Raw genomic sequence first — 24,335 nt, 5'->3', positions numbered from 1 at the left:
GGTTTTATTTATGGGCAGTAAATCCTACCTGAAACTAAAAGCAAATTTTGGCCGAGATTAAATCCACGTATAGGGCTCCTTATAGATGGTTTTGCAAAATATTCTTGCTTCTGTTTCATTGTCACTGTAACTAATTAGAATTTATAAAGTAGGCATATGAAATGCAAAATAGACTAAAATTGATATTTAATAAAGATTAATTAGTAAATTTGCATGAATTTGAGATGTGCAAGATATAGAGATTACCTGTCAGCTAAATAAAAGCCATTTCATTAATTGGGTTAAAATATTGGTTATATGCCTAAGCGGATATTTTATTTAATACCTTGTGTGCTATTTTTTGCAATGGCAGTTATACAAGCTTGTAAGAAGAGCTCAGCCAATGGGGTTGCCCTGGAAAAACTACCCGAGAAAGTCAGCTACAATTTTGATATCAGACCCATCCTGTCAGATAACTGCTATGCTTGTCATGGCCCGGATGCGAATAAGAGGGAGGCAGGGTTGCGGTTAGATATTGAGGCCGAAGCCTACAAAGCATTAGCTGAACATCCATCTGCACATGCTCTGGTACCGGGTAAACCAGAACAATCACAGGCATTCCTGCGGATTTCTACAAAAGATACTACTTTATTAATGCCGCCTGCAGGATCTAATCTCAAGCTAACTTCCCATCAGATCAAGCTGATCGAAAAATGGATCAAACAAGGAGCAAAGTATGAATCTCACTGGGCATTTACAGTTCCGGTAAAGTCTCAACTGCCAGAAGTAGAAAACAAGAAATGGTCAAAAAATCAGATAGACGATTTTGTGTTGGCCAAGCTGGAACAAACAGGAATAGAACCCAACGAGCAGGCAGACAAAGAACGTTTACTCAAGCGGCTTAGCTTTGATCTGACAGGTTTGCCACCAAGCCTGAAAATGATGGACAGTTTCCTGGCTGACACAAGTGACCATGCCTATGAAAAAGTGGTTGATGAATTACTCGCCCTACCTAGTTATGGAGAAAAGATGGCCTTACATTGGCTCGATGTTGCCCGTTTTGCTGATTCACATGGCTTTCAGGACGATAGTTACCGTACACAGTGGCCATGGCGGGATTGGGTGATACATGCTTTTAATAATAATCTGCCTTACGATAAGTTCATTACCTGGCAGCTGGCAGGCGATCTGATGCCTAATGCCACCAAAGAACAACTTCTGGCAACTGGTTTTAACCGGAACCATAAAATAACTGAAGAAGGAGGAGTCGTGCAGGAAGAGTACCGGGTAATGTATGTGACAGACCGTACCAATACGGTGAGCAAGGCCTTAATGGGCGTAACTATGGAATGTGCCAACTGCCATGACCATAAATATGATCCTTTCTCTCAGAAAGAATATTTTCAACTCTTCTCATTCTTTAATAATGTAAAAGAAGTGGGCATTGAATCTGTGGTGGGTGGCCCAGAAACCTATGCCAAAAAGCCATTAATGGAGATCAGTGATAAAGATATCCAAGAGGTATTAACTTTTGTCAATAAACAAGATACCAGCCGATTGATTGTATCTGTAATGGGCGATCTGGATACTTTACGTAAAACCTATGTGCTGGACCGTGGTGTGTATGATGCGCCTAAAGACGAAGTACAGCCAGGTACACCAAAATCTATTTTGCCATTCGACAAAAAGTATACACAGAACAGATTAGGCTTAGCCCAATGGATGTTCGATAAAAAGAATCCGCTTACCTCACGAGTCTATGTGAACAGGATATGGCAGGAGTTTTTTGGGAAAGGACTGGTAAAAACATCTGGAGATTTTGGAATGCAGGGCGAACTTCCTTCCCATCCGGCATTGCTCGACTGGTTATCTGTAGACTTTATGGAACATGGATGGGATATAAAACGCCTGGTCAAGCAGATCGTGACTTCAGCTACATACAGGCAATCTACGGTAGCTACACCTGAGAAATTAGCAACAGACCCGGAAAACGTACTACTGGCCCGTGGTCCCCGTCAACGCCTTCCGGCAGAATTTGTACGGGATATGGTACTCGAAAGCAGCGGCTTACTGGTGAAAACGATTGGTGGCCCCAGTGTTAAACCCTATCAACCGGAAGGCTTATGGGAAGGCGCTTCCTCCGGCCGGGGAATTTTATCGATTTACAAGCAGGATCACAATGAAAAGCTGTACCGCAGGGGTATGTATACTTTAATTAAGCGTACCGTGCCGCCGCCTTCTATGATTATTTTTGATGCCAGCAACCGGGATCAGTGTGAAATAAAAAGAACTTCGACCAATACGCCTCTGCAAGCATTGGTGATGATGAATGATCCAACAGTGCTGGAAGCTTCCCGTGTACTGGCAGCAAAACTGTTGAAAGAAAATACTCAGCCTGAAGACCAGATTACCAAAGCCTTCCGCATGATTGTATGCAGAAAACCTAGTCAGAAAGAGCTGACACTTTTACATACCTACTACAAAGGGCAATTGCAAACCCTGCAAAAGAAAAGTGCACAGGAATTACTGGCAGTCGGAGAATATCCGATTCCTACAGACCTGGATACTATTACCCTGGCTGCTATGATGCAAGTAGTGAATACGATTTATAACCTTGAAGAAGCCATTGCAAAGTCATGAAGATAGAAAATGAAATCCTGGAACACGGCCTTACTTTCAACCGGCGCCGCTTCTTATCTAAATTAAGTTTAGGATTAGGCAGTGTAGCCTTAGGTTCTTTGCTTATCCCTGATCTTTTCAAAAAGGATGAATGGGACGCAAGCGGCCTGACTCCCGGCCTGCCACACTTTGCCCCTAAAGCCAAACGGGTGATCTACTTATTCCAGAACGGAGCGCCTTCACAGCTGGAATCTTTCGATTACAAACCGAAGTTACGGGAAATGATGGGACAAGAACTTCCTGCTTCTGTAAGAGGTGGTCAAAGGCTAACCGGCATGACGGCTAACCAATCTTCTTTTCCAATGGTGGGTTCCTTCACTAATTTTAACCAGTATGGAGAGTCCAGAGCCTGGGTGAGTGATCTGTTTCCCTATACCGCTAAAATTGTAGATGACCTTTGTATCGTACGGTCTATGCATACCGAAGCGATCAACCATGATCCAGCACTTACCTTTTTTCAATCGGGTGCACAACAAGGCAACCGGCCAAGTATGGGTTCATGGCTGAGCTATGGGTTAGGCAGTGAAAATAAAAACCTTCCTGCTTTTACCGTTTTACTCTCCCGGGGAATAGGTAACGGACAGGGCGTATATTCCAAGCTGTGGAGTAATGGCTTTCTGGATTCTATTCACCAGGGGGTACAGTTCAGCAGCGGAGAAGATCCGGTACTTTACATTAAAGATCCTAATGGACTCGATCGGCAGGAACGCAGAAAAATGCTTGACAATCTGGCTGAGCTCAATCAACTATCATATGAAGAATTTGGTGATCCGGAAATAAAAACAAAAGTACATCAATACGAGATGGCTTACCGCATGCAAACCGCCGTGCCGGAAGTAATGGATCTATCCAAAGAACCAGATAGCATTGTGAAGTTGTATGGCCCTGATTGTTTAGTACCCGGCACCTATGCAGCCAATTGCCTGCTGGCACGTAAACTTTCTGAGAGTGGTGTCCGCTTTGTGCAACTATATCACCAGGGCTGGGATCAACATGGAAATCTGCCTTATGAAATCACACATCAGGCAAAAGATGTAGACCAGGCATCTGCTGCACTAGTTACTGATCTCAAACAAAGGGGTTTACTCGATGAAACGCTGGTAATTTGGGGTGGAGAATTTGGTCGCACCAACTACAGCCAGGGTAAGTTAACCAAAGATAATTATGGCCGGGATCATCATCCGCGTTGTTTCAGCATCTGGATGGCAGGCGGAGGCGTAAAGCCAGGAATAGTCTATGGAGAAACCGATGAGTTTGGATATAATGTAATCCGGGATGGGGTGCATGTGCATGATTTCCAGGCAACCGTTCTGCATCAGTTAGGCTTAGACCATGAGAAGTTGATCTTTAAGCATTTAGGCAGACGTTACCGCTTAACGGATGTGGCTGGTAAAGTAGTAAAAGATATTTTAGTATAACTGAACATACTCATAGATAATCTGAAACCCTGTTTCTAATATTGAAGACCAGTATTATCATCAATGAATTCTAATGCCTGTGGTAAAGGCTTTTTGAATCATATTCTTTTCTACTATTGTTTATTGCAACAAATACATGAAGAAAAAGTGGAAGTATTGTTTGGCTATCATCGTAACTATACTGGCTGCTTCATGTAAAATAGTCGAAAATACAATTGGTAAGCCCATCATGGAGGTATTCGCCATACCAGTCTCAAATCAAGATTTAATGCAGTTACAAATCTCTTTACACCACTACAGACAACTAAGTAATAAGTGGCCAAATAATGTAGAAGATCTAATTGAAGCCAATAAAAAAGACAGTATTGAGGTAGGATTTAGTAAGTTTCATGTACTACATTGGAAACCTATAGGTGATTCTTTGCGAGTAGCGTATACCTTACACTATGAAGAGTCAGATACAATTCCTTACAAATATTTGAGTGGTGTCTTTTATGGTTTACCCAAAATCGATACTGCCTTTTTTTCGCATATACAGATCAAAGGGGAAAGAAAAGATGGAACGATGCGATTTGAGTCCAAGGCATATGGCAACAAACGTAAAAAATCAAAGTGAAACTACAACCAATAATGCTTTAATAATAAGTAGTGTATGAAAAGTACCTTTAAGGGTTTTGCAGGGAATGTGTTGTTTGTACTGAATGTATTTATCCTCTTTCTCCTCCTGTTTGAAGAAAAACTGGTCATACCTCTATGGCTGCAACCGATGGGAAGAATGCATCCGCTGATGCTGCACTTTCCTATTGCCATTTTAATGCTTTCTATGTTTCTGGAATTTTTCCGGTTTAAAACCTCTTACAATACACAGGAATTTTTCAGGGATTTTACTTCCAATGTTTTACTGGTTGGCGTATTGACTTCTGCCATTACCGTTATTATGGGTTTGTTTTTAGCCAGAGAAGAAGGCTATTCTGGAGATGTACTGCAATGGCATAAGTGGACAGGAATTAGTATTGTGTTTGTAGCCTCTTTCATTTACTGGTACAGAAACGCTGCCTGGTATAAAGCACCGGTTGCCAGAGCCGGAGCCATCGTTACTACTTTATGTTTGATTTTTGCCGGGCATTTTGGTGCAACCTTAACGCATGGAGACAATTTTATTTTAGAACCGATCACTTCATCGCAAGTAGAGATAGTTCCGCTGGAACAAGCCGTTGTATTTGACCATGTGATTCAGCCTATTTTGGAAAATAAATGTATCAGCTGCCATAATCCTGATAAAATAAAAGGAGAATTAATGCTGACAGATGCCCAGGCATTACTTAAAGGCGGAAAAACAGGCAAATTGTTTGTGCCGGGGAAGCCGCATGAAAGTCTGCTGCTAAAACGAGTACACTTGCCCCTGGCGGACAAAAAGCATATGCCGCCGAAAGGAAAAACCCAACTCACCGAAGAGGAAATTATACTCCTGGAATTATGGGTCAAAAAAAAAGCTGACTTCAAGAAAAAGCTAATTGAGTTTCCTGCCAATGATTCTTTACGGGTACTTGCTTCCGCATTGTTTACACCTGCCGAGCGTACGGAAGACATATTTCAGTTTGCCTCAGCAGACGAAAATACAATTGAACAGCTCAATACAGATTACCGGGTTATTTCTCCGTTGGCCACAGAATCTCCTGCACTCACCGTAAATTTCTACAATCCAAAAGCTTTCACCTCCCAAAGCCTGGATGAGTTGAAAGAAATTAAATCACAGATTGTATCTTTGGAACTAAGTAAGATGCCGGTGAAAGATACCGATCTGAAAAGTATACGCCAGTTTGAAAACCTGCGGAAGTTAAATTTGAATTTTACCAGGGTTACCGGAAAAGGACTTCAGGAATTAGCGGCTTTACCACACTTACAAAACCTTTCACTTTCCGGAACACAGGTCACGTATCAGGATGTAAAACAGCATATTGGTTCATTTAAAAAATTACATACGTTAGCCATCTGGAATACGCCACTGACAGCATCCGAAATTGGGCAACTGCAAAAGGCGAATAAACATATCGAGTTCATTGGCGGATACAGAGCTGAAAGCACTCAGCCCATTAAACTGAATACACCGCAGGTAAAAAACAAATCCACGGTTTTTGAGCAATCCGTTCCACTGCAATTGTTTCATCCCATAAAAGGCGTTGATATACGCTATACTACTGACGGAAGTGAGCCAGATAGCATCCGTTCGCCTTTGTTTGATAAAGAGATCATATTACAGGGAAATACAACTATTAAAGCAAGGGCATACAAATCTGGATGGTATGGTAGTGATATAGCAATCTTTAATTTTTACAAAAACAGCTATAAGCCCGATAGTGTGATACTTCTTTCACGCCTGAATAAAGTTCACCAGGCAGATGGCCCCAAAACATTCTTTAATAGAATACTGGGTGGCTTTAATGCCAATAGTCCGGCCTGGGCTAATCACTGGGCAGGCTATTTTAGAAATGATATGGAAGTACTGTTGGAGTTTAAAAACCCAATAAAATTGTCCTCTGTAGCATTGAATACATTGATTGAACCAGAAACAATTATATTTCCACCCGAGGAAGTAGAAATATGGGGCGGAACTACCAGAGACCAGATGAAATTAATCTCCACACTCAAACCAGAGTTGCCCAAAGGAGAGAGTAAACCTTTTATCAAATTGATAAGCTGCACCTTTAAACCCACAGAAAATATCTCTTATTTGAAGATTGTGGCAAAACCTGTTAAAAAACTTCCGGCATGGCATACAAGCAAACACAGGCCTGCCATGCTTCTGGTCGATGAATTGTTGCTCAATTAGGCAGATTACCTCAAGCCTGTACTTATTGCCTGTAACCGGAAAATAGCAGATATGCACTTTAAACGTATTGTTTGCTAACTAAAGCTGTCTTTTTACATTAAAACTTTTAAATACCCACATCACAAGTAAACGTTTGCATTGAATATATAATCATTTATTTTGTCGTTGTTTGCCTGTTTTGTCAACTCTTTTTTCTTACCTTTATAAAAAGCGCTGGCTTATACTATTGAATGTTATTGGGTAATCAATTCATGAGATTTTTTTTACAAGCATGTCTGTTTTTTATGCTAATTTCTGTTAGCTATGCTCAGAATCAGGATATCAAATTTGATCATATTACATCCGAACAAGGCTTGTCTCATGGTACCGTTTACAGCATTATTCAGGACAAAGAGGGATTCATGTGGTTTGGAACCAGGGATGGACTGAATAAATACAATGGATACGATTTTGTGGTCTATGATCACGACCCAGACAAACCAGGAAGTATCAGTGACAATTTAATCCGATCTATCTATGAAGACCGCTCCGGAAAACTATGGATTGCTACCAAAAACGGATTAAATGTGTTCGATAAATCTACCGAGACATTTAAAGTATTTGTACACGATACAACCAATCAATATTCCATCAGCGATAATGACATACAATATGTGTATCAGGACCGTGCCGGGTTGATGTGGATAGGTACTACCAGGGGATTAAATAAATATGATCCGGCTACTAACCGTTTTACCTTGTTTATGCATAATCCATCGGCGGTTAAGCATTGGACAGAAAATACAATCAATATCATTTACGAGGATAAACTAGGTAATCTTTGGGTAGGTACCACCAAAGGATTAAGCCATTTTGATCGCAAAACGGAAAAGTTTACCAGATACCTGCATAAAACCGCTACCGCTGATAATTCTAAGTTTGCAGGTTCAGTCAATGCCATCTGTGAAGATCGTACAGGCATATTATGGGTAGGTTCCATGGGAGATGGTGTGAAACAGTTTGACCGGGTTAATAAAACCTATACTGTATTTAAGCATGATTATGCTGATGAAAACAGCTTGAGTGATAATATTATCTTATCGCTTCGGGAAGATTCATTCGGAAATATATGGGTGGGTACACAGCATGGTGGCCTTAACAAATATGACAGGCAATCAGGTAAATTCATACGTTATAAACACCTTTCTTCTTCGCCTGCGTCATTAAGCGATAATTCGGTTATGTGTGTGTATGAAGATAGTTTCAAAGTTCTTTGGGTAGCCTGTTTTAGAGGGGGCGTGAATAAAACGGATTTGCTCAAGAAAAAAATAGCAGCCGTTGAGTATAATACAACAGATCCTAAAGGTCTCAGGGATAGTTATATATACTCGTTATATGCTGATGCTTCCAGTAATATATGGATTGGAAACCGGATTGGTTTGGATAAACTTGATAGAAAAACAGGAAAGATAACTCAGTATTCTTATAGCGCTGCTATCCCTAAAAATTTAAGCACCAATACAGCTCATTCGATTATAGAAGACAGAGATGGTAATTTGTGGGTTGCATTGAGTGCAAGTGTGAAACGGATCAATATCTCTACGGGGCAGGTTACTAATTTCGAATACAAAGAGGGGGATACAACAAGTCTGCCTTTTCCCTATGCAAATGTTGTTTATGAAGATACAAAAGGGAGGATATGGATAGGTACACGGGATGGGCTTGCACTTTTTAACAAGAATACAGAAACATTTAAAACCTACCGGCTAAATGTAATAACTAAGACACAGTTTAATGTAGATTATATTGCTGAAGATCAAAACGGGATTTTATGGTTAGCCACCTCCAGCGATGGATTAAACCGTTTTGACCCTGCCACAGGTGAGTTTGTCTCCTATTATTCTGTAGCTAGCGAGCAATCAATGAATTACATTTATAAGAGTAGTAAAGGGGTAATGTGGGTATGTTCAGCTTCAGGAGGCATATATCAGTTCAACCCCCAGAATGGCAAATATACGCCGGCACAAGGCCCCAAAGAATTATCACGAATGGTTATTCATGGAATTCTGGAAGATAATTCCGGTAATTTATGGCTCGTCAGCCGCAAAGGAGGCTTGTTTAAGTATGACCCTGCGGCTAAAACCTTGCGGAATTATGATGTACATGACGGATTGCTGAGCAATGAATTCAACCGTGCTTTTTGCAAAGACAGCAAAGGTTACATGTATTTTGGAAGCAATAGCGGATTGAACATACTCCATCCTGATAGTCTTCTTACCAATCCATATGCCCCTTTAGTACGCATTAGTGGATTTAAAGTAATGGAGAAACCAAGAAGTATTCAGACAGGTGAGCCTATTGTATTGCCCTACAATGAAAATTTTTTCTCATTTGACTTTGTAGGCCTCAATTATTCCTTACCTGAAGAGAATACCTATGCCTACAAGCTGGAAGGTTTGGATGAAGACTGGATAACAGCTGGCACCCGGCGGTACGCACCCTATACTAACCTTGATCCGGGTGACTATACGTTCAGAGTAAAATCAGCTAATTATGACGGTGTCTGGAATAATGAAGGAATGGCTGTAAAAATCACTATTACTCCTCCATTCTGGAAGACCATTTATGCTTATATCATATATGTAGTAGCAGGAATAGCTATATTATATTACGGCAAAGAATACTTTGTGGGCCGGGAACGATTGAAACACAATTTAAAACTCAAAAGTCTGGAATCTGAGAAATTACACGAACTGGATCAGATGAAATCAAGGTTTTTTGCCAATGTATCCCATGAACTTCGTACGCCTTTAACCTTGATCATTAATCCCCTGGAAACAATGCTTGCTGAAAAAACAAGCGAAAGCCATACCTATGCCTATTTCCACCTGATGCTCAGAAACGCACGCCGATTGCTACAACTTATTAATCAGCTTCTGGATATTTCTAAGCTGGAAGCCGGAGGTATGCGTCTGGAAAATGAAGTAGGGGAGTTGATGGCTTTTGTAAAAGCTCATTTCTTTTCATTTGATTCATTGGCCGCACACCGCCAGATAAAACTCAATTTTCATCATAATCCCGGCAGTTTATGGGTTAAGTTTGATAAAGACAAAATTGAGAAAGTAGTTACTAATTTATTTTCCAATGCCATGAAATTCACTCCAAGGGGAGGTGAAATCTCTGTAAATATATCTGTGGAACCTATTCAGAATTCTAAGAGTAAGCTTCGGAAAGTATTAGTTACAGTAAGAGATACAGGTATTGGGATAGAAGCCGATAAACTTGAAAAAATATTTGACCGATTTTATCAGATTGATAGTTCACATACCCGCAATTATGAAGGAACAGGCATCGGTCTTTCTTTAACAAAAGAACTAATTTCCCTGTATGGAGGCAACATCCGGGTAGAAAGTGAGCCAGGCAAAGGATCTTGTTTTTTTGTAGAATTAACCCTGGAAGAAGTTTCCCAGCAAGAATCCATAGATGGTTCTCTGCAAACCCATAATGAGGAATTAGTTGCCAGGCTATCTGATCATTCGCTAACGGATGGCTCTTATTCTCTGGAAGAACTTCCTAATCAGCTGGATGAGAGTTTGCCGTTGCTGTTAATTGTAGAAGATCATGCCGACTTAAGTTCTTATATCAGAAATACTTTTATTGAAAAATACCGTGTGGTTCATGCCTCGAATGGAAAAGAAGGATTAGATAAAGCCCAGGAATTGATCCCCGACCTGATTATAAGTGACTGGATGATGCCCCAGATGACAGGCATGGAATTGTGTCGTAAGCTTAAAACCGATGAGCGCACCAGTCATATTCCTGTCATTATGCTCACGGCAAGAGCATCTATGCAAGACAAACTGGTGGGTTTGGAGAATGGGGCAGACGTGTACCTGACCAAACCATTTAATACAGAAGAACTGATTGCCCAGGTAAAGAACCTGATCTTACAACGCCGGCGGTTAAGAGAGCGTTTTAGCAAAACTGCAATGCTCGTCGATTCAAGTAAGGATTCAAATAAAATTGAATATTCCTCTACTGATGAGAAATTCCTGAAAAAAGTTTTCAGTATCCTTGAAAAAAGTTACGAGAGTACAGATTTTAATGTAGAAGTTCTGGAAGAGCAATTAAACATGAGTCATACACAATTGTACCGGAAATTAAAGGCACTAACTGATCAGCCGCCAGTAGAGTTGGTCCGCGATTTCAGGTTAAGGAAAGCAGCTATTCTTATCGCTTCTAAACAGGAAACTGTTTCGCAGGTTGCCTATAAAGTGGGCTTTAGCAACCTTTCTTATTTTACAAAAAGCTTCCGTAAATTATATGGAGTTCCTCCTTCTGAGTATGGGGTAAAAGATGATAAGTTAGGCCAGGATTGATAGATTTGCCAAGAAGAAATGTCTGTTTAAAATCATTCTTTTAACACTATCTGCCAAAATGCCATACCTGCTGTGGCGTAATGCAGTAATCCATGGGAATATCGAAACTATTGATATCATCAATCCTTAGTAAAGGCTCCTCCACAGCTAATCCGATCTTGATAATATCTATTCGGCAAGTTGAGAGGAATCGGTCGTAGAAACCTTTTCCATACCCAATCCGGTTTCCTGTACTATCAAAACCAAGCAGTGGTAGTATAATCATGTCAATGTTGTGAGGTGCTACACGTTTGCCTTGTATAGGCTCAGTAATACCCCATGCATTTTCTGCCAGCACCAGATCTGAATCATACAGAAAACTTTCCATAGAAAAATCCTCTGTATTGGTTTTAGGAAATACAACATGAACATCGGGAAAATTAACCTGGAGAAAATCAATAATGGGCCAGGTATTAATTTCTTTGAACTTAACTATGGGCAAAAAAATATGCAGGGAATGTATATTTGCCAGATCGAAATGCTGGAAAAATAGCCTGCAAATTAGTCTGCTCTGGGCTTCAATCTCTTCAGCAGGTACTTGTTGCCGTTTTTCTTTTAATTGTTTTCTGAGCTCAGCTTTGGTCATCTTCCGTAAGGATCTGAAAACGGAAATCCAGGGGATCAAATGATTGCAATAAAGTAGTTATAAACTGAGGATCGTTGAGGTAAAAGTTGAGAAAATTATCTGTGCGTTCCTGCAGGCCGCCATTTGGAAATAGCTTCGACTTTACATTTAACAACTGACTGATACTGGTTTCCTGGTTTTTTTCTTCCGCTTTTTTCAAACGCTTCTCAATATTTTCCAGAGATTTTATGGTCTTCTGCTGTTCAGCTTTTATAAATCCTTCCAGGGTTTTATCCAGCAGAAGTGCTTTTTCTACCAGCGACTGAAAAGCTTTTTCTATTTCCTGTTGTTCCTGTTGTACCTGCACAGGTTCTTCTACCATTCCTTCAACCAGTTTCCGTTTCAGGTCATTTTCTTCCAGAAACAAATCTGCCGGTAGGATGCCAAGCTTGTGTAATTTTTTCTGATATGTTTTGGAGATAAATAATGCAAAATTTCTCGGCATAACAATGGGAAAAGCAATGCCCAGCGCATCAAATAAAGCTTTGAGTTGCAACCAATAAATCACTTCTGCCGGACCACCAATATAAGCCAGGTTGGGTAGTATGATCTCCTGGTAAACCGGACGCAATAATACATTCGGACTGAACCGCTCGGGATGTTCTTCGATCAGTTGATTTAGTTCATCCGCAGAAAAAGAAAGCGGCGTATTTAATACTTCATATCTGTCATTAGCCTGTACAATGCGTTCCCTTACTCCTTGATCCAGATAGAAAAAGTTGATTTGCCGGGGATTAACCTGGGTTTCATAGCCTGATTTCTTCAACTGTTCTGATGTATGGCTTACCGAGGTATAGGTAATGGATTCAAAAATATCCTTGCGAATCACGTCTTTTAATTGAGATTTCAGCAAAGGATGATCTGCATCTATACACAGTAAACCTTGTTCTCCAAACAGTTCATGAGCCCAGCTTCTGGTAGCTTCAGCTAATGTTTTATTCTCCAGATATGCTTTCTCAAATAAAGGGAGTTTTTCTGGCAATGAATCCAGAATAGCATTTATTTCAGCAGGATTCATGCGTCCTACAGCGCCTTTCTGCTGGGTTGTCCACTCATATTTTTTTCCAAACAGATGAAAATGGTTGATTTCTGCAAAATCATGATCTTCGGTAGCCATCCAGTATACCGGCACAAAATGATAGTTGGGATACTGCTTTTTAAGTGCTTCCGCCAGATTGATAACTGTAACCAGCTTATACATCAGATACAAAGGTCCGCCGAAAATATTGAGTTGGTGACCAGTCGTAACGGTGAATGTGTTTTCCTGCAATAGGGAGTCAATTTGCTGCTGTGGAAAGGAAGGGATAGGTTTGTATTGCTCCGTCAAAACGGCATGCAAATCCTTCCTTTGTGCCTGGCTGAATTGCTTCTGCTCAAGTTGAGGCTGAAAGTTTTTAAGTTCTGGAAAGTGTTGATAAAACGGTTGTAACGTATCTTTTTGGGAAATATAATCTAAGAAAAAGGAGGAAAATTGCCTTATCTGAGAAAGATCAATTTTTTCGACATTCATTACGGAAGCATCTGGGATGGACATGCTTGCAAATATAGAAGGAATATTGAATAGTTAATGGTCTATAGTCAGGCGTTAATGGCCATCATAAATTATAATAAAAAACATTTGTATCAAGTTGAATATAACATAATCTTACTATCGAGTACTGGTTATTGACCAGTAACTAATAACGAATCTCTGCCAGTGTGTCAGATTAGGTAGTAGCTGGCAATAATTTTGAAAGTGAGCAGGCGTATATTCATTGAATTGATCTATAACATTCTATAAAAAGAACTTTTAACGCTAAACTTCCAAACTATGGCCATTACAGGAGAAAAAGGTAACATTTCCATTCATACCGAGAACATCTTCCCCATCATTAAAAAGTTCTTATATTCCGACCATGAAATTTTCTTGCGGGAACTTGTTTCCAATGCGGTGGATGCATCCCAGAAAATAAAAAGATTATCTTCCCTGGGCGAATTTAATGGAGAGCTAGGTGACCTGAAAGTAACAGTTACCTTAGATGAAGCCGCTAAAACTATCACTGTCAGCGATCAGGGCATTGGCATGACAGCCGAAGAGATTAAAAAATATATTAACCAGATTGCTTTTTCCGGCGCGACTGAGTTTGTAGAAAAATACAAAGATAAAGGCCAGGATGCCCAGATCATTGGTAACTTCGGTTTGGGTTTTTACTCAGCCTTTATGGTAGCAGAAAAGGTGGAGATCATTACAAAATCGTATCAGGAAGGCGCAGAGCCTGCCCGTTGGGTGAGTGAAGGAACCACCGAGTTTGAAATTACCACAGCAGATAAACAAGAACGGGGTACTGACATTATTCTTCATATAGCAGAAGATTCCAAAGAGTTTCTGGATAAATTCCGCATTCAGAGCATTCTCAATAAATATGGCAAATTCCTGCCTGTTCCGATTGAGTTTGATGGCAAAGTAATTAACGAAACGGCTCCGCTCTGGACAAAATCTCCGGCTGACCTGAAAGATGAGGATTATCTCAAATTTTATAAAGAGTTGTATCCCATGTCAGAAGATCCGCTGTTCTGGATTCACCTTAACGTGGATTATCCCTTCAACCTGACAGGTATTCTGTATTTCCCGAAAGTAAAAAATGAACTGCACCTGCATAAAGATAAAATTCAGCTCTATTCCCGTCAGGTGTTTATTACCGATGAAGTAAAAGATGTAGTGCCTGAGTTTTTGATGCTGTTGCATGGTGTAATTGATTCACCGGATATTCCGCTTAACGTATCGAGAAGCTTTTTGCAGGCTGATGCCAATGTAAAAAAAATCAATACACACATTACCAAAAAAGTAGGTGACAAACTGCATGAGCTTTTCAAAAACGACCGTAAAGGTTTCGAAGATAAATTTGACCACATCGGTTTATTCATCAAATATGGCATGATCACCGATGATAAGTTCTATGACAAAGCCAAAGATTTCTGTCTGCTGAAAAATACAGAAGGTCAGTTCTTTACCTTTAATGAATACCGCGAGCATGTGCAGGCTAACCAGACAGATAAAGATGACAGTGTAACTTTCCTTTATACCAACGACCCTGGCAAACAAGACCGTTATATCCAATCTGCTAAGAAGCGGGTATATGATGTATTAAAGCTGGACGGTGTGCTGGATAGCCATTTTATCAGTGCCCTGGAACGCAAGCTGGAAAAAACCAATCTGAAGCGGGTGGATGCCGATACTATAGATAAATTGATCGACAAAGGCATTATTAACGAAAGTGTGCTTTCTGAAGATGAAAAGAAGTCGCTGAAGGAAACTTTTGAGGCCACATTGAATAATAAGAATCTGAATATTGCGGTAGAGTCCTTGCCGGTAGATGAGTTGCCGGTAGTAATTACCTTGCCTGAATTTATGAGGCGGATGAAAGAAATGTCTGCCAATGGCGGTATGGCAATGTTTGGTGAAATGCCTGTAACGTATAACGTAGCAATTAATGCCAATCACAGCCTGATCAACCGGATTTTGAAAGAACAGGACGAAACCGAAAAAACAAGACTGATCCGTCAATCTTACGACCTTGCCTTGCTTTCTCAGAATATGCTTTCCGGAGCTGAGCTGACTGCCTTTATCCATCGCACGCTGGATCTGACAAAGTAAAAGTATAGTCTGTAAAGTAGGCAAATACAAATGCCTTCTAAAACAAAAAGCCAAACATTGTTGTATGGCTTTTTGTTTTAGTTAGATCCAAGTTTCATTACTGATGGCTTTTGATCAGATCACCTATATAATTCATGGCTTTGGGATAGGTTTCAATGCCGTGACCCACGTTCTCAAATACTTTTACTTCTTTTAACCTCTTTATGTGTTTTTGAGCATTGCTGATCGACTTTTTAAAAGGGAACAACAAATCTTTATCTCCTTCCAGTAAATATGTTTCCGCTTTCACCTGGGCTAACTCATGGTTCATATAGTAAGGTTTTTGTGTATTGTCTGTATAGCGTCTTAATGCGAAAACCTCATAATCAACAAGCATCTTTTCGGCTTTCGCAGATAATACATGATTCGGTTTGGCGAAGACAGCTTTGTCTAAAAATTTCAGGACATTTTTTTCGGTCGGCTTGATGATCGGCAATAGATTATAATATAGGTTACTAAACGTTAAGGAAAATGGCTGCAAACATCCCGGATTTAAAAGGAAGGCTGCTTTTATTTTCTCAGGATGTACAATGGCTAATTTCATACATACCAAGCCTCCAAAAGATGCACCTGCGATAAATGCCTTCTCAATACCCAGTTTCTCTAAAACCTCATTTGCCCAATACCCAAAATCTAACGATTTAATATCAGGCGATGCTCCATCACTCAAATTGGGTAAGCCATTGGTCTCCACTAAAAATATTCTCAGTTTTTGATTTAGATTATCTAACCCTTTATCCAGATCCCAGAACAGCGCTGTCGTTCTGGCACCAGGAAAAATAACAAGGGTTTCCAGCGAATGATCTTGTGTATGCAAGCCCCAGATATGTGTATTGCCGATGGCCGTTGGAATAGTTATGCTTTCATACGTTCTTCCATTGGCTTGTTCGAGTTGGGTAACCCATTGTTTGAAATAATCAATATCCCGCTGCTTATCTTTAAAATATGAGGTTTTCTTAATATTCATGAGTGGTGAATAAACTTCTATTGATGTTAATTAACATATGTAGTAATTGGATTAAAGTAGTCTGGAAATAATATTAGAACACTATAGAGTTCATAAGATTCTATAAATATGCCAGGTCTTTTTTCATAACTGCAATATTTTTCCCACCCAGCTCTAATCGCTCAATAGGATGCCAGCCTAATCTGGTGTAAAGCGTTTCAGCAGTATGGGTGAAAAGATAGAGTTGCGCTATGCCAAGTGCCTTTGCTTGATCTTGCATATAATTACAAACCAGAGCACCTAATCCTTTATTCCTGTGAGCAGGCAGCGTATATACTAAAGCTAACCAGTGTTTATACATACCAAATCTGGGTACTTTATCTACTAAACTAACGTGATGATATATCCCGGCGGTTGCTACAGGTGAGTTTTCAAGCAACATTATTACCTGGCGCTCTAAGCCATTGGTTGAAAATGCATTGATCTTTTTGATAGTTACACTCGCGGGAATATTCCATTGGATTTCATACCATTGGGCAATAAGCTCAATAGTCTCATGATCTCCGGGAGAAATTAGTTTGAATTGTATTTTACTCATTTCCGATAATACACTGATGGCGCTTTATACTTTTAGAGAATCAGCAAACCAGACAGTCATTTAAATATAACTTGGATAGATATTTTCGCTGTAATGTAAAATGATAATGATTAAGTATAATGAGCCATCATTTTATTTACTTTTCCCTCTTGATTGAAGAACATAACTTCAATGGCCATCTTTCCCATTACCGATTTATAATATAATGCAACGGAATGGACGCCTGTCGTTACTTCAACTAACTCAAATTTTAGGTCTGGTAATTTCTTTAGTGCAGTGGCCCAGTAGTTTGCCACTGCTTGTTTGCCTGTTAATGTTGACTGCTCACCTCCTGTGGCAATTCTAATCATGGGTGTGGTTACTTCTATATCCTCTGCATAATGACTCAAAATGTCATCAAGGTTATGCGTATTCCAGGAGCTTATCCATTTTTCTGCGAAAATTCTGGCTTCTTCTATTGTCATATCTCAATATTTATTATAATTCTTTTTCATAGAAGGCTAACGAAGCTTTCAATAGCGGAATCGTTGTACATTGTCTATAGCATTGACTTAGGGGTGGCAACTGCCTTCCTTAGATTGTTGTGTAAACTTATCTGTGATTCCTTTCATAAATGCGTAACCATATTGTAAAATTATATCTCTCAAGATTTAATTTCTTTTGATACTTGCCGCTATAATGAGGCAGAGGGCTACCACAGAAAAGAATGTCCGAAGCATATGCAGAAACCACCATTGATCACGAAGCTGGGTCCAGTTAACTGGAGGAGAACTGGCATTCCAGGTCATTACTATACTATTGATCGGTTGATTTCCAAACCTGGTAATAAGTCCACTGGCGATAAGCAATACTGCCGCCATCAGTAAGGTAAGCAGAATGGCTTTTTGTGCTCTTTGAAGATATGCCGATAGTGCCGTAACCAGGATCGTAATAAATCCAAGCAGCGGCATAAGCACATTCAGCGCCCGAATAGTGTTCTGTTGCTGCTCAACGTAGGTAGAAGCTGATAAAGTATGAGGATCGTACCCCAGCCATATGCCAAAGATTGTTCCTGCCACTAAAGCTGCTAAGAATATATTCAGAAACCGGACAATTGTAAGTAACATAGATGAATCTGCTGTTTTTTCTAAAAGACTGCCAATACTCCAGACACAAGCGTTTACAGAGGGCCATCAATAAGGCTTATATACCGGACTCTTGTTGAAGCTATTATCTAGTGTCGGAAAATTGCTTTCTTATTTATTGTCATGAGTTATTTTTGTTCCAGCAAGGGCCGGGGATCAAAAATAACTTTTAGTGACTTTATTTTATTGTCCTGCACCTGATACCAGCCACAAGTGAAGATGGTTTTGCCTGACATATCTATATCATATAGCAGACAAACATCATTGTCTGCCACAAATTTCTTTTGAATATTGTATTTAAACTTCATCTGTTTCATGTCCTTTACATACTGGTCTGCGCCCTCCCTATGCCCGAGTACGCCATTAAAAACCATGTCGTCGCTTAAGCAGTCTCTTACCGTTTGAAAGTCTTCATTATTCAAAGCCTGAATAAAAGTGAGTACAACCTCTATTGCTTTGTCTGATTCACCTGTTACTTCTTGTGTAGATGCCATTTTTTTCAATTTAATGAGTGATACCAAATACAATTGTAATATAATTTATCAGCAGTACTGCTATCAAACTAAGCTACACCTCAGGCAAGGATAATGAACTTTAGTTCTGCACATGCTGCACAAGGTTGCTCTATAGCCGGTGTTCTCAATAGTTTTTCTTCCTTGTTAAATTACCATATCAGAGTCCTGATGCATCCATTAAGGGCGCTTCATATTTACTATCTTCTGCAGGGTATCTGAGCACTTCATCAAACCTGCCAGATTTCTTTGCTAATGCCCAGATTAAGCTTTCTCCTGCCGGAACGTTGTCAGGTTCTTCATTGTAGATTTTATCTTTATATGCCTTATCTGCATCTATTACTTCCCATCCATTTTCCTTAAAGTGCCCAATTAAGTCGTCTAAGAACAAAGAGGCTGATAAATTATGGTGCAATAATATAACGTGATTGATACGTCTGTTTGTGAGTTGATAAGCTAAGGAATCGTAAAATAATGCCCGGTTGAACAGATGAGTTTTGTAGTAATCTCTGAATCCCGAAATATCTGCTTTGGGGTTTTCTTTAAGCCTTTTTACTAATCTGCTGTCAATATACCAATCCGAGGCATCAATGGTAACATGTCCGTTTTTATATCCTTTTTGTTTCAGAAATTGCCTGAACCCGCTCACTTTTTCTATGGTGTTTCCTTCTTTTAAATAGGGAAATCTGAAATAGGGATAATAATTGGAATATTTATTTATGAGAGTATCATTCTGAATTAATTCAAGCTTGAAGGCTTCAAGCGAAGTATTGTTAGAGTTAAAGTTTGGATGCGAAAAAGTATGATTTGCAATAAAATGCCCTGAATTATTCCAGGATGATAGAACATATTTTCCTTTTTCGCTTGTCTTATTATATCCCGATGAAAATAAAATAGCCTTTAGATCGTGTTTCTTCAAGTTATCAAGCAACAGCTGATTCCATGTTTCTAAATTGTAGTTACCAATATCATGGATGGCACCGTCATCAAAGGTGAAAGATATTTTAGGTTTTATTTGTTTTTTCTCTTGGGCATTGGCTTCTTTTTTGTGAGGGGTGGCTAGACCGGAAACCATCACTAAAAGTAAAAAAATCAGAGTTTTTATCATAATTCCTGTATCAATATATCGTTTCTTGTTTTATTGCCGCAAAGCCCACAAACCTTCGCATACCGGCCTAAGATAAGGCGGTTGATGATAGGTAGGCGCACGGCCTTTTGTTTTTACTTTCTGTAATACGGTTCTCTTTGGTTGGTTTTTAGTAAAACCAGTGTTAACTGCCTATTTCCTTCCAGACTTCCTCTTCAATGAATGCCTTTGGTGGGGTATAATTCCATAAGAATGGAACTACTATCAAAGTAACAACTAACTTATTCATCTTTTTAGCACTTGCTTAATATAACAAAGCCACCCGCATACCTGGTGTTCACTATAACACCCTTCGCTGAGGCGTACCAGTTGTCGGTTCATGTTTTATCCTTTCTTTTTGTTAAGGAACTTTTCAATCAAAGGGATAACAAAATCACTTTCTTTAGAGTCTGGCTTCAAGGTTGTTATTTCCCCAATGTACTCTCCATGTCCACCAGGAATTATGGCTAATTCTGAATCGGGGATTTGTCTATACATTTCTATAGCATGTTCGGGTGTAATTATGTCTTTGTCGCCTATTATGATTAAAGTTGAGGCTTTTATGGATTTGATTTGCTCGTCTGGAATATCTTTGAAGTCCACCATTCTCTTTGCGTCTTTATCGTGCATCACCTGCAAACCCGTTGGAACTGATGAAACTTTATGGTAGGCTTCTTTAAGTTGTGGTGGCATATTCTCCAACCGTGCTTGTTTCATAAATTCCCAGAACTGTTCAGGAACGCCATTGCGCTTGGCAAGGGCAGGCCCTAGAATGATTTTATTAACTATTTCAGGGTGTCGAATGGCAATTTGCAAGGCAGTTGTTCCTCCATTACTGAAGCCGAAAAAATCAGTGCTATCCATGTTCAGGTTTTTTAGAAGGGTAGCAATGTCGTCTGCATCTTGTTCAAATGTAAGGTCGGTATTTCTGTCATTGGTACGTCCGTGCGCCTGCAATTCAACAGCAATCACTTTTCTGTTTTTTGCCAGTAACGGAATAACTTTTTCAAAATTTGACTGAATTGTTGAGCCTCCACCGTGAATTAAAACAAGCGGTTTGCCCTGTCCATAAATTTCATAATACATTTTCAGCCCATTCACCTGGGAATATCCGCTCTCCATATTCAGGCTGTCCATAGCCACTGATGCCATATTGCTGTTTATTATTTCTGATTTTTGTTCTGGTTGCATGAAGTTAAAGTCAATATTGCAAATGCAAGAAAAACAATCGCCCATTTTTTAATCTACTGCCTGTTGTTTCTTGTATTGCTGTTTTAATAAAAATAGTCATCAAACTGGCGGCATGCATTGTAGATGTTGTTGCACTAAACCTACGGTAGCCTGTTGGTAGGTGGGAATAGTTATAGGAGTATGTTTCACCAAACTCTTACCACTATGTCAACACCAAACACTAACACCCACCCTACTTTTATCCAACAGGCTTGCCTGAAGGTAAGCGGATTTTCTCTCCTTTACAACAAGCTGGAAAGGGATATCTCCCTGTCTGGCAGAAGTCTGAGCACGTTAAAAAACTACTCCCGCCACATGGCTCAGATTGCTCTCTACTACAATCAGTTGCCTACCGAACTAGACGAAGATCAGGTCAGAGATTACCTGTGGATGCTGCAGAAGAAAACGAACAAGCCTTCTAAAAGCTCTTTCAAACATGCTGTCTATGGCCTGCGCCTGCTCTACCGGCTTACCGGCAGAGATGACCGGGCTATCCGCCTACCTTCCATCCCTAAAGTACACAAACTGCCAGCGGTCCTCAGTAAGCAGGAAGTCAAAGCTCTGCTCAAAGCACCCCGTCTGTTAAAGCACCGGGTGCTGCTGGCCTTAATCTATTCAGCAGGCCTTCGCATGCAGGAAGTATGCCGGCTTGAGATCTCAGATTTAGATTTTGACCGCATGCAGATCCACATTCGCCAAAGCAAAGGAAGAAAAGACCGCTATGTACCCCTCTCCCAGCTGATGAAAAGAGGACTGCTCTCCTACCTGTCTGCCTGCAAACCCCACTACTACCTCTTCAATGGCAAGGAATATGGCTCGCAGCTCAGCCGCAAAGGCGTGCAATGGCTCATGCAGGATGCAGTTAGTAAAGCGGGCATCAAAAAGAAAGGCATCTGTGTACATACCCTGCGCCATTCCTATGCCACCCATCTGCTAGAAGATGGATTGGATATTGTCTCCATCAAAGAACTTTTAGGCCATAGCTTCCTGGAAACTACCCTTGTATATCTGCACATGGCAGGACTTGGCAGAAAAGCTCCTTTCTCTCCTCTAGATACCCTCTATACAAAGGAGGCATGAAGCCTGCCCTAGAGTTAGCCCATATACTGTCGGCTCACTTACATGAGTTTATGGCCACGCATGCAGTCTCTGCTCACAAGTTCTCCACCCTAAAGGCGATTGAGCATTGCCGTACTGCCAGACTAGGCGGCCATATAGATGCCTGTGATAGTTGTGGCTACCTGCGTATTAGCTACAACAGCTGCCGCAACAGACACTGCCCTAAGTGTCAGACTACCAATCGTGAAAAGTGGATTATGCAAAGGGAGGCAGACCTGTTACCGGTCAGCTACTTTCATGTGGTCTTCACCTTGCCTCACTCCCTTAACCCATTGTGCCTGCAGTATCCCCAAGAACTCTATGCTTTGCTCTTCAAGACAGCCTGGTCTACGATCAACAGCTTTGCCAATAATCCCAAGCATCTGGGTGCTAAAACAGGTATGATCTCCATTCTGCACACCTGGGGACAGAACCTCTCACTGCATCCACATCTGCATTGTATTGTGCCGGGTGGAGGGATCTCTGGGAGTGGCCACTGGAAAAAGGCCAGAAGTACAGGTAAATATCTTTTCCCGGTCAAAGCACTCAGTAAAGTGTTCCGTGCTCGCTATGTCTCACTACTGAGAAGCTTTCTTTCTGCTAATAAAGCACAGGTGGATAATGGGCTATGGAAAGAGTTATTTGCCAAAGACTGGGTGGTATACTGTAAAAGGCCTTTCTTAGGTCCTGCTCAGGTGATTGAATATCTGGGACGTTACACCCACAAAGTAGCTATCTCCAATCACCGCCTCCAAAGTATAGAGGATGGCAAGGTGAGCTTCGCTTACAAAGATTACCGGCAAGAAGCAGCAAAGAAAACCATGAGTTTGGAGGCTACTGAGTTCATCAGGCGTTTCAGCCTGCACATTCTGCCACCAAAGTTTGTCCGCATCCGCCACTATGGCATTTTGTCTTCCAAAGCAAAAGCCCATGATTTAGCACTGGCCAGACAAGATTTGAGAGTAGCTACGCCGGAAAAAAGAGTGTCGGACTGGAAAAGCATCTGCAAAGAACGCTTAGGCTATGATATAGACCTGTGTCCTTGCTGCAGCAAAGGCCGCATGAGAGAAATCTTGCGCTTTGAAGCAGCCCGTTCCCCACCTGATAGGGCTTACCTGCTATCGATAGCTTTACACTTGAAAACTGCCTGAGTAGAATAAAAAAGCCACTCAAAAAATTGGCCGGGAAAGTTATTGCCCATGTTGGAATATAGTCACCTTACTTGGAGCCAACACGGCTGCTCAGTTTACAAATAGTGAGATCTTTTCTCTTCCTTTTTTTACACTATCTTCTTTTAGTGTACTACCGCTTCACCCAGAAGCTTCTTCTCTATTGATTGATTCCCCATAAATAAGGGCAGGTTAAACCACCCGGTTTCGTGCAACACAGGGTTCATGGTGGGTTAAGACCACCCCATGAACCCTTATATGTTAGCGGAAGTTATCTTTATCAAATACAAATTACTTATGCTCGGGATTAGCGCGTTTGTAGTAGAGTATGATTGCTCCGGAGTTAAAGGTTTTTGTATGTAAAAGTTGAAGAATTGTCCTGTCGGTTATGTTTTCAAACAATGGCAAACCTTTTCCCACAACAACAGGATGAACACAAAGCTGGTATTCGTCGATTAAATTAAGTTTCAGTAGCTGTATAATTAAACTCCGGCTGCCAACGAAAATGTCTTTACCCGGTTGTTGTTTAAGTTCTGAAACCATTTCTTCAATAGGTTGAGTTGCCAATCTGGCACTGTCCCATTCTACATTTTTCAGCGTATGCGAAAAGACAATTTTTGGTATTTTGTCTATGGCCCTGGCAAAGTCGTCCATTGATTTTTCACCTGACGGATTTTTTGCGAGAGGTTGCCAATATTGCATAAGTTGATAGGTGATTCTGCCGTATAGAATGACACCTGCATTCCTTAGCAGTTCTGTATAGTGTTGATGTATTTCTTCATCCGGCGTTATTACCGTATGATCGCAAAACCCGTCAAGTGTCATATTGATTGCTGCAACTATCTTTCTCATATCTTGTTTTTAGTTGTTATTCACTGTTGGTTACTTGCAAACATCTTGGAATGAACTTTAATGGAGCATGGCTTCCTGG

General features: G+C 40.5%; 18 protein-coding genes. 8 read left to right on the top strand and 10 right to left on the bottom strand.

What is annotated here, in order from left to right; genetic code table 11:
- The first annotated feature begins 345 nt into the window (after positions 1 to 345).
- The 5 genes from GXP67_RS35865 (at position 346) to GXP67_RS35845 (ending at position 11,264) form a co-directional block, all read left to right on the top strand.
- Complete coding sequence (locus tag GXP67_RS35865) at positions 346 to 2,619, top strand: PSD1 and planctomycete cytochrome C domain-containing protein (protein ID WP_232064799.1); 2,274 nt, start codon at positions 346 to 348, stop codon at positions 2,617 to 2,619.
- 2 nt (positions 2,620 to 2,621) lie between these two features.
- Positions 2,622 to 4,076 carry a DUF1501 domain-containing protein gene (locus tag GXP67_RS35860; RefSeq protein WP_162448157.1) on the top strand — a complete coding sequence of 485 codons (1,455 nt, stop codon included), beginning with the start codon at positions 2,622 to 2,624 and terminating at the stop codon, positions 4,074 to 4,076.
- A gap of 136 nt (positions 4,077 to 4,212) precedes the next feature.
- Positions 4,213 to 4,692 carry a hypothetical protein gene (locus GXP67_RS35855; protein ID WP_162447589.1) on the top strand — a complete coding sequence of 160 codons (480 nt, stop codon included), beginning with the start codon at positions 4,213 to 4,215 and terminating at the stop codon, positions 4,690 to 4,692.
- A 36-nt stretch (positions 4,693 to 4,728) separates the two neighbouring features.
- Positions 4,729 to 6,906 carry a c-type cytochrome domain-containing protein gene (locus GXP67_RS35850; protein WP_162447588.1) on the top strand — a complete coding sequence of 726 codons (2,178 nt, stop codon included), beginning with the start codon at positions 4,729 to 4,731 and terminating at the stop codon, positions 6,904 to 6,906.
- 284 nt (positions 6,907 to 7,190) lie between these two features.
- Positions 7,191 to 11,264, top strand: a complete 4,074-nt coding sequence (locus GXP67_RS35845; RefSeq protein ID WP_162447587.1) for a hybrid sensor histidine kinase/response regulator transcription factor — start codon at positions 7,191 to 7,193, stop codon at positions 11,262 to 11,264.
- A 46-nt stretch (positions 11,265 to 11,310) separates the two neighbouring features.
- Here the strand turns inward: GXP67_RS35845 and GXP67_RS35840 are convergent, their stop codons facing one another.
- Both GXP67_RS35840 and bshC read right to left on the bottom strand, forming a co-directional pair.
- Positions 11,311 to 11,889, bottom strand: a complete 579-nt coding sequence (locus tag GXP67_RS35840) for a 5-formyltetrahydrofolate cyclo-ligase (RefSeq protein WP_162447586.1) — start codon at positions 11,887 to 11,889, stop codon at positions 11,311 to 11,313.
- Positions 11,876 to 13,462, bottom strand: a complete 1,587-nt coding sequence (gene bshC / locus GXP67_RS35835; RefSeq protein WP_232064797.1) for a bacillithiol biosynthesis cysteine-adding enzyme BshC — start codon at positions 13,460 to 13,462, stop codon at positions 11,876 to 11,878. Before bshC ends, GXP67_RS35840 begins: the two co-directional genes overlap by 14 nt.
- A 276-nt stretch (positions 13,463 to 13,738) precedes the next feature.
- Between bshC and htpG the strand changes: the two genes are divergently transcribed.
- A complete protein-coding gene (gene htpG, locus GXP67_RS35830; RefSeq protein WP_162447585.1) occupies positions 13,739 to 15,562 on the top strand; it encodes a molecular chaperone HtpG in 1,824 nt (607 codons plus the stop codon).
- Positions 15,563 to 15,659: 97 nt separating this feature from the next.
- On the opposite strand, the gene GXP67_RS35825 is transcribed toward htpG, so the two are convergent.
- From GXP67_RS35825 to GXP67_RS35795, 7 genes are all read right to left on the bottom strand, one after another.
- A complete protein-coding gene (locus GXP67_RS35825) occupies positions 15,660 to 16,568 on the bottom strand; it encodes an alpha/beta fold hydrolase (RefSeq protein ID WP_162447584.1) in 909 nt (302 codons plus the stop codon).
- Positions 16,569 to 16,668: 100 nt separating this feature from the next.
- Entirely contained in the window at positions 16,669 to 17,145 is a 477-nt protein-coding gene (locus GXP67_RS35820) for a GNAT family N-acetyltransferase (protein ID WP_162447583.1), read from the bottom strand.
- Positions 17,146 to 17,255: 110 nt separating this feature from the next.
- A complete protein-coding gene (locus tag GXP67_RS35815) occupies positions 17,256 to 17,609 on the bottom strand; it encodes a nuclear transport factor 2 family protein (RefSeq protein WP_197901614.1) in 354 nt (117 codons plus the stop codon).
- Between the two features lie 186 nt (positions 17,610 to 17,795).
- On the bottom strand, positions 17,796 to 18,251 hold the full coding sequence (locus GXP67_RS35810) for an anthrone oxygenase family protein (protein WP_162447582.1): 456 nt from the start codon (positions 18,249 to 18,251) through the stop codon (positions 17,796 to 17,798).
- A 146-nt stretch (positions 18,252 to 18,397) separates the two neighbouring features.
- Positions 18,398 to 18,763 carry a nuclear transport factor 2 family protein gene (locus tag GXP67_RS35805; RefSeq protein WP_162447581.1) on the bottom strand — a complete coding sequence of 122 codons (366 nt, stop codon included), beginning with the start codon at positions 18,761 to 18,763 and terminating at the stop codon, positions 18,398 to 18,400.
- 178 nt (positions 18,764 to 18,941) lie between these two features.
- Positions 18,942 to 19,889 carry a polysaccharide deacetylase family protein gene (locus tag GXP67_RS35800; protein ID WP_162447580.1) on the bottom strand — a complete coding sequence of 316 codons (948 nt, stop codon included), beginning with the start codon at positions 19,887 to 19,889 and terminating at the stop codon, positions 18,942 to 18,944.
- A gap of 363 nt (positions 19,890 to 20,252) precedes the next feature.
- Entirely contained in the window at positions 20,253 to 21,098 is an 846-nt protein-coding gene (locus tag GXP67_RS35795; RefSeq protein WP_162447579.1) for an alpha/beta fold hydrolase, read from the bottom strand.
- 204 nt (positions 21,099 to 21,302) lie between these two features.
- Here GXP67_RS35795 and GXP67_RS35790 point away from each other — a divergent pair, with 204 nt between their 5' ends.
- Together GXP67_RS35790 and GXP67_RS35785 are read left to right on the top strand one after the other, a co-directional pair.
- Positions 21,303 to 22,217, top strand: coding sequence for a tyrosine-type recombinase/integrase (locus tag GXP67_RS35790; protein ID WP_162441534.1), 915 nt, complete (start codon positions 21,303 to 21,305; stop codon positions 22,215 to 22,217).
- The gene (locus GXP67_RS35785; protein ID WP_162442238.1) at positions 22,214 to 23,386 is read left to right on the top strand and encodes an IS91 family transposase; all 1,173 of its coding nucleotides are present in this window, start codon (positions 22,214 to 22,216) and stop codon (positions 23,384 to 23,386) included. Before GXP67_RS35790 ends, GXP67_RS35785 begins: the two co-directional genes overlap by 4 nt.
- 309 nt (positions 23,387 to 23,695) lie before the next feature.
- On the opposite strand, the gene GXP67_RS35780 is transcribed toward GXP67_RS35785, so the two are convergent.
- Positions 23,696 to 24,256 carry a dihydrofolate reductase family protein gene (locus tag GXP67_RS35780; protein ID WP_162447578.1) on the bottom strand — a complete coding sequence of 187 codons (561 nt, stop codon included), beginning with the start codon at positions 24,254 to 24,256 and terminating at the stop codon, positions 23,696 to 23,698.
- Between the last annotated feature and the right edge of the window lie 79 nt (positions 24,257 to 24,335).

The sequence above is a fragment of the Rhodocytophaga rosea genome (genome assembly GCF_010119975.1).
In the GTDB taxonomy this organism is placed as follows: domain Bacteria; phylum Bacteroidota; class Bacteroidia; order Cytophagales; family 172606-1; genus Rhodocytophaga; species Rhodocytophaga rosea.
The sequence above is the reverse complement of the archived record's forward strand: the minus strand, read 5'-3'. Positions and strand labels throughout refer to the sequence as shown.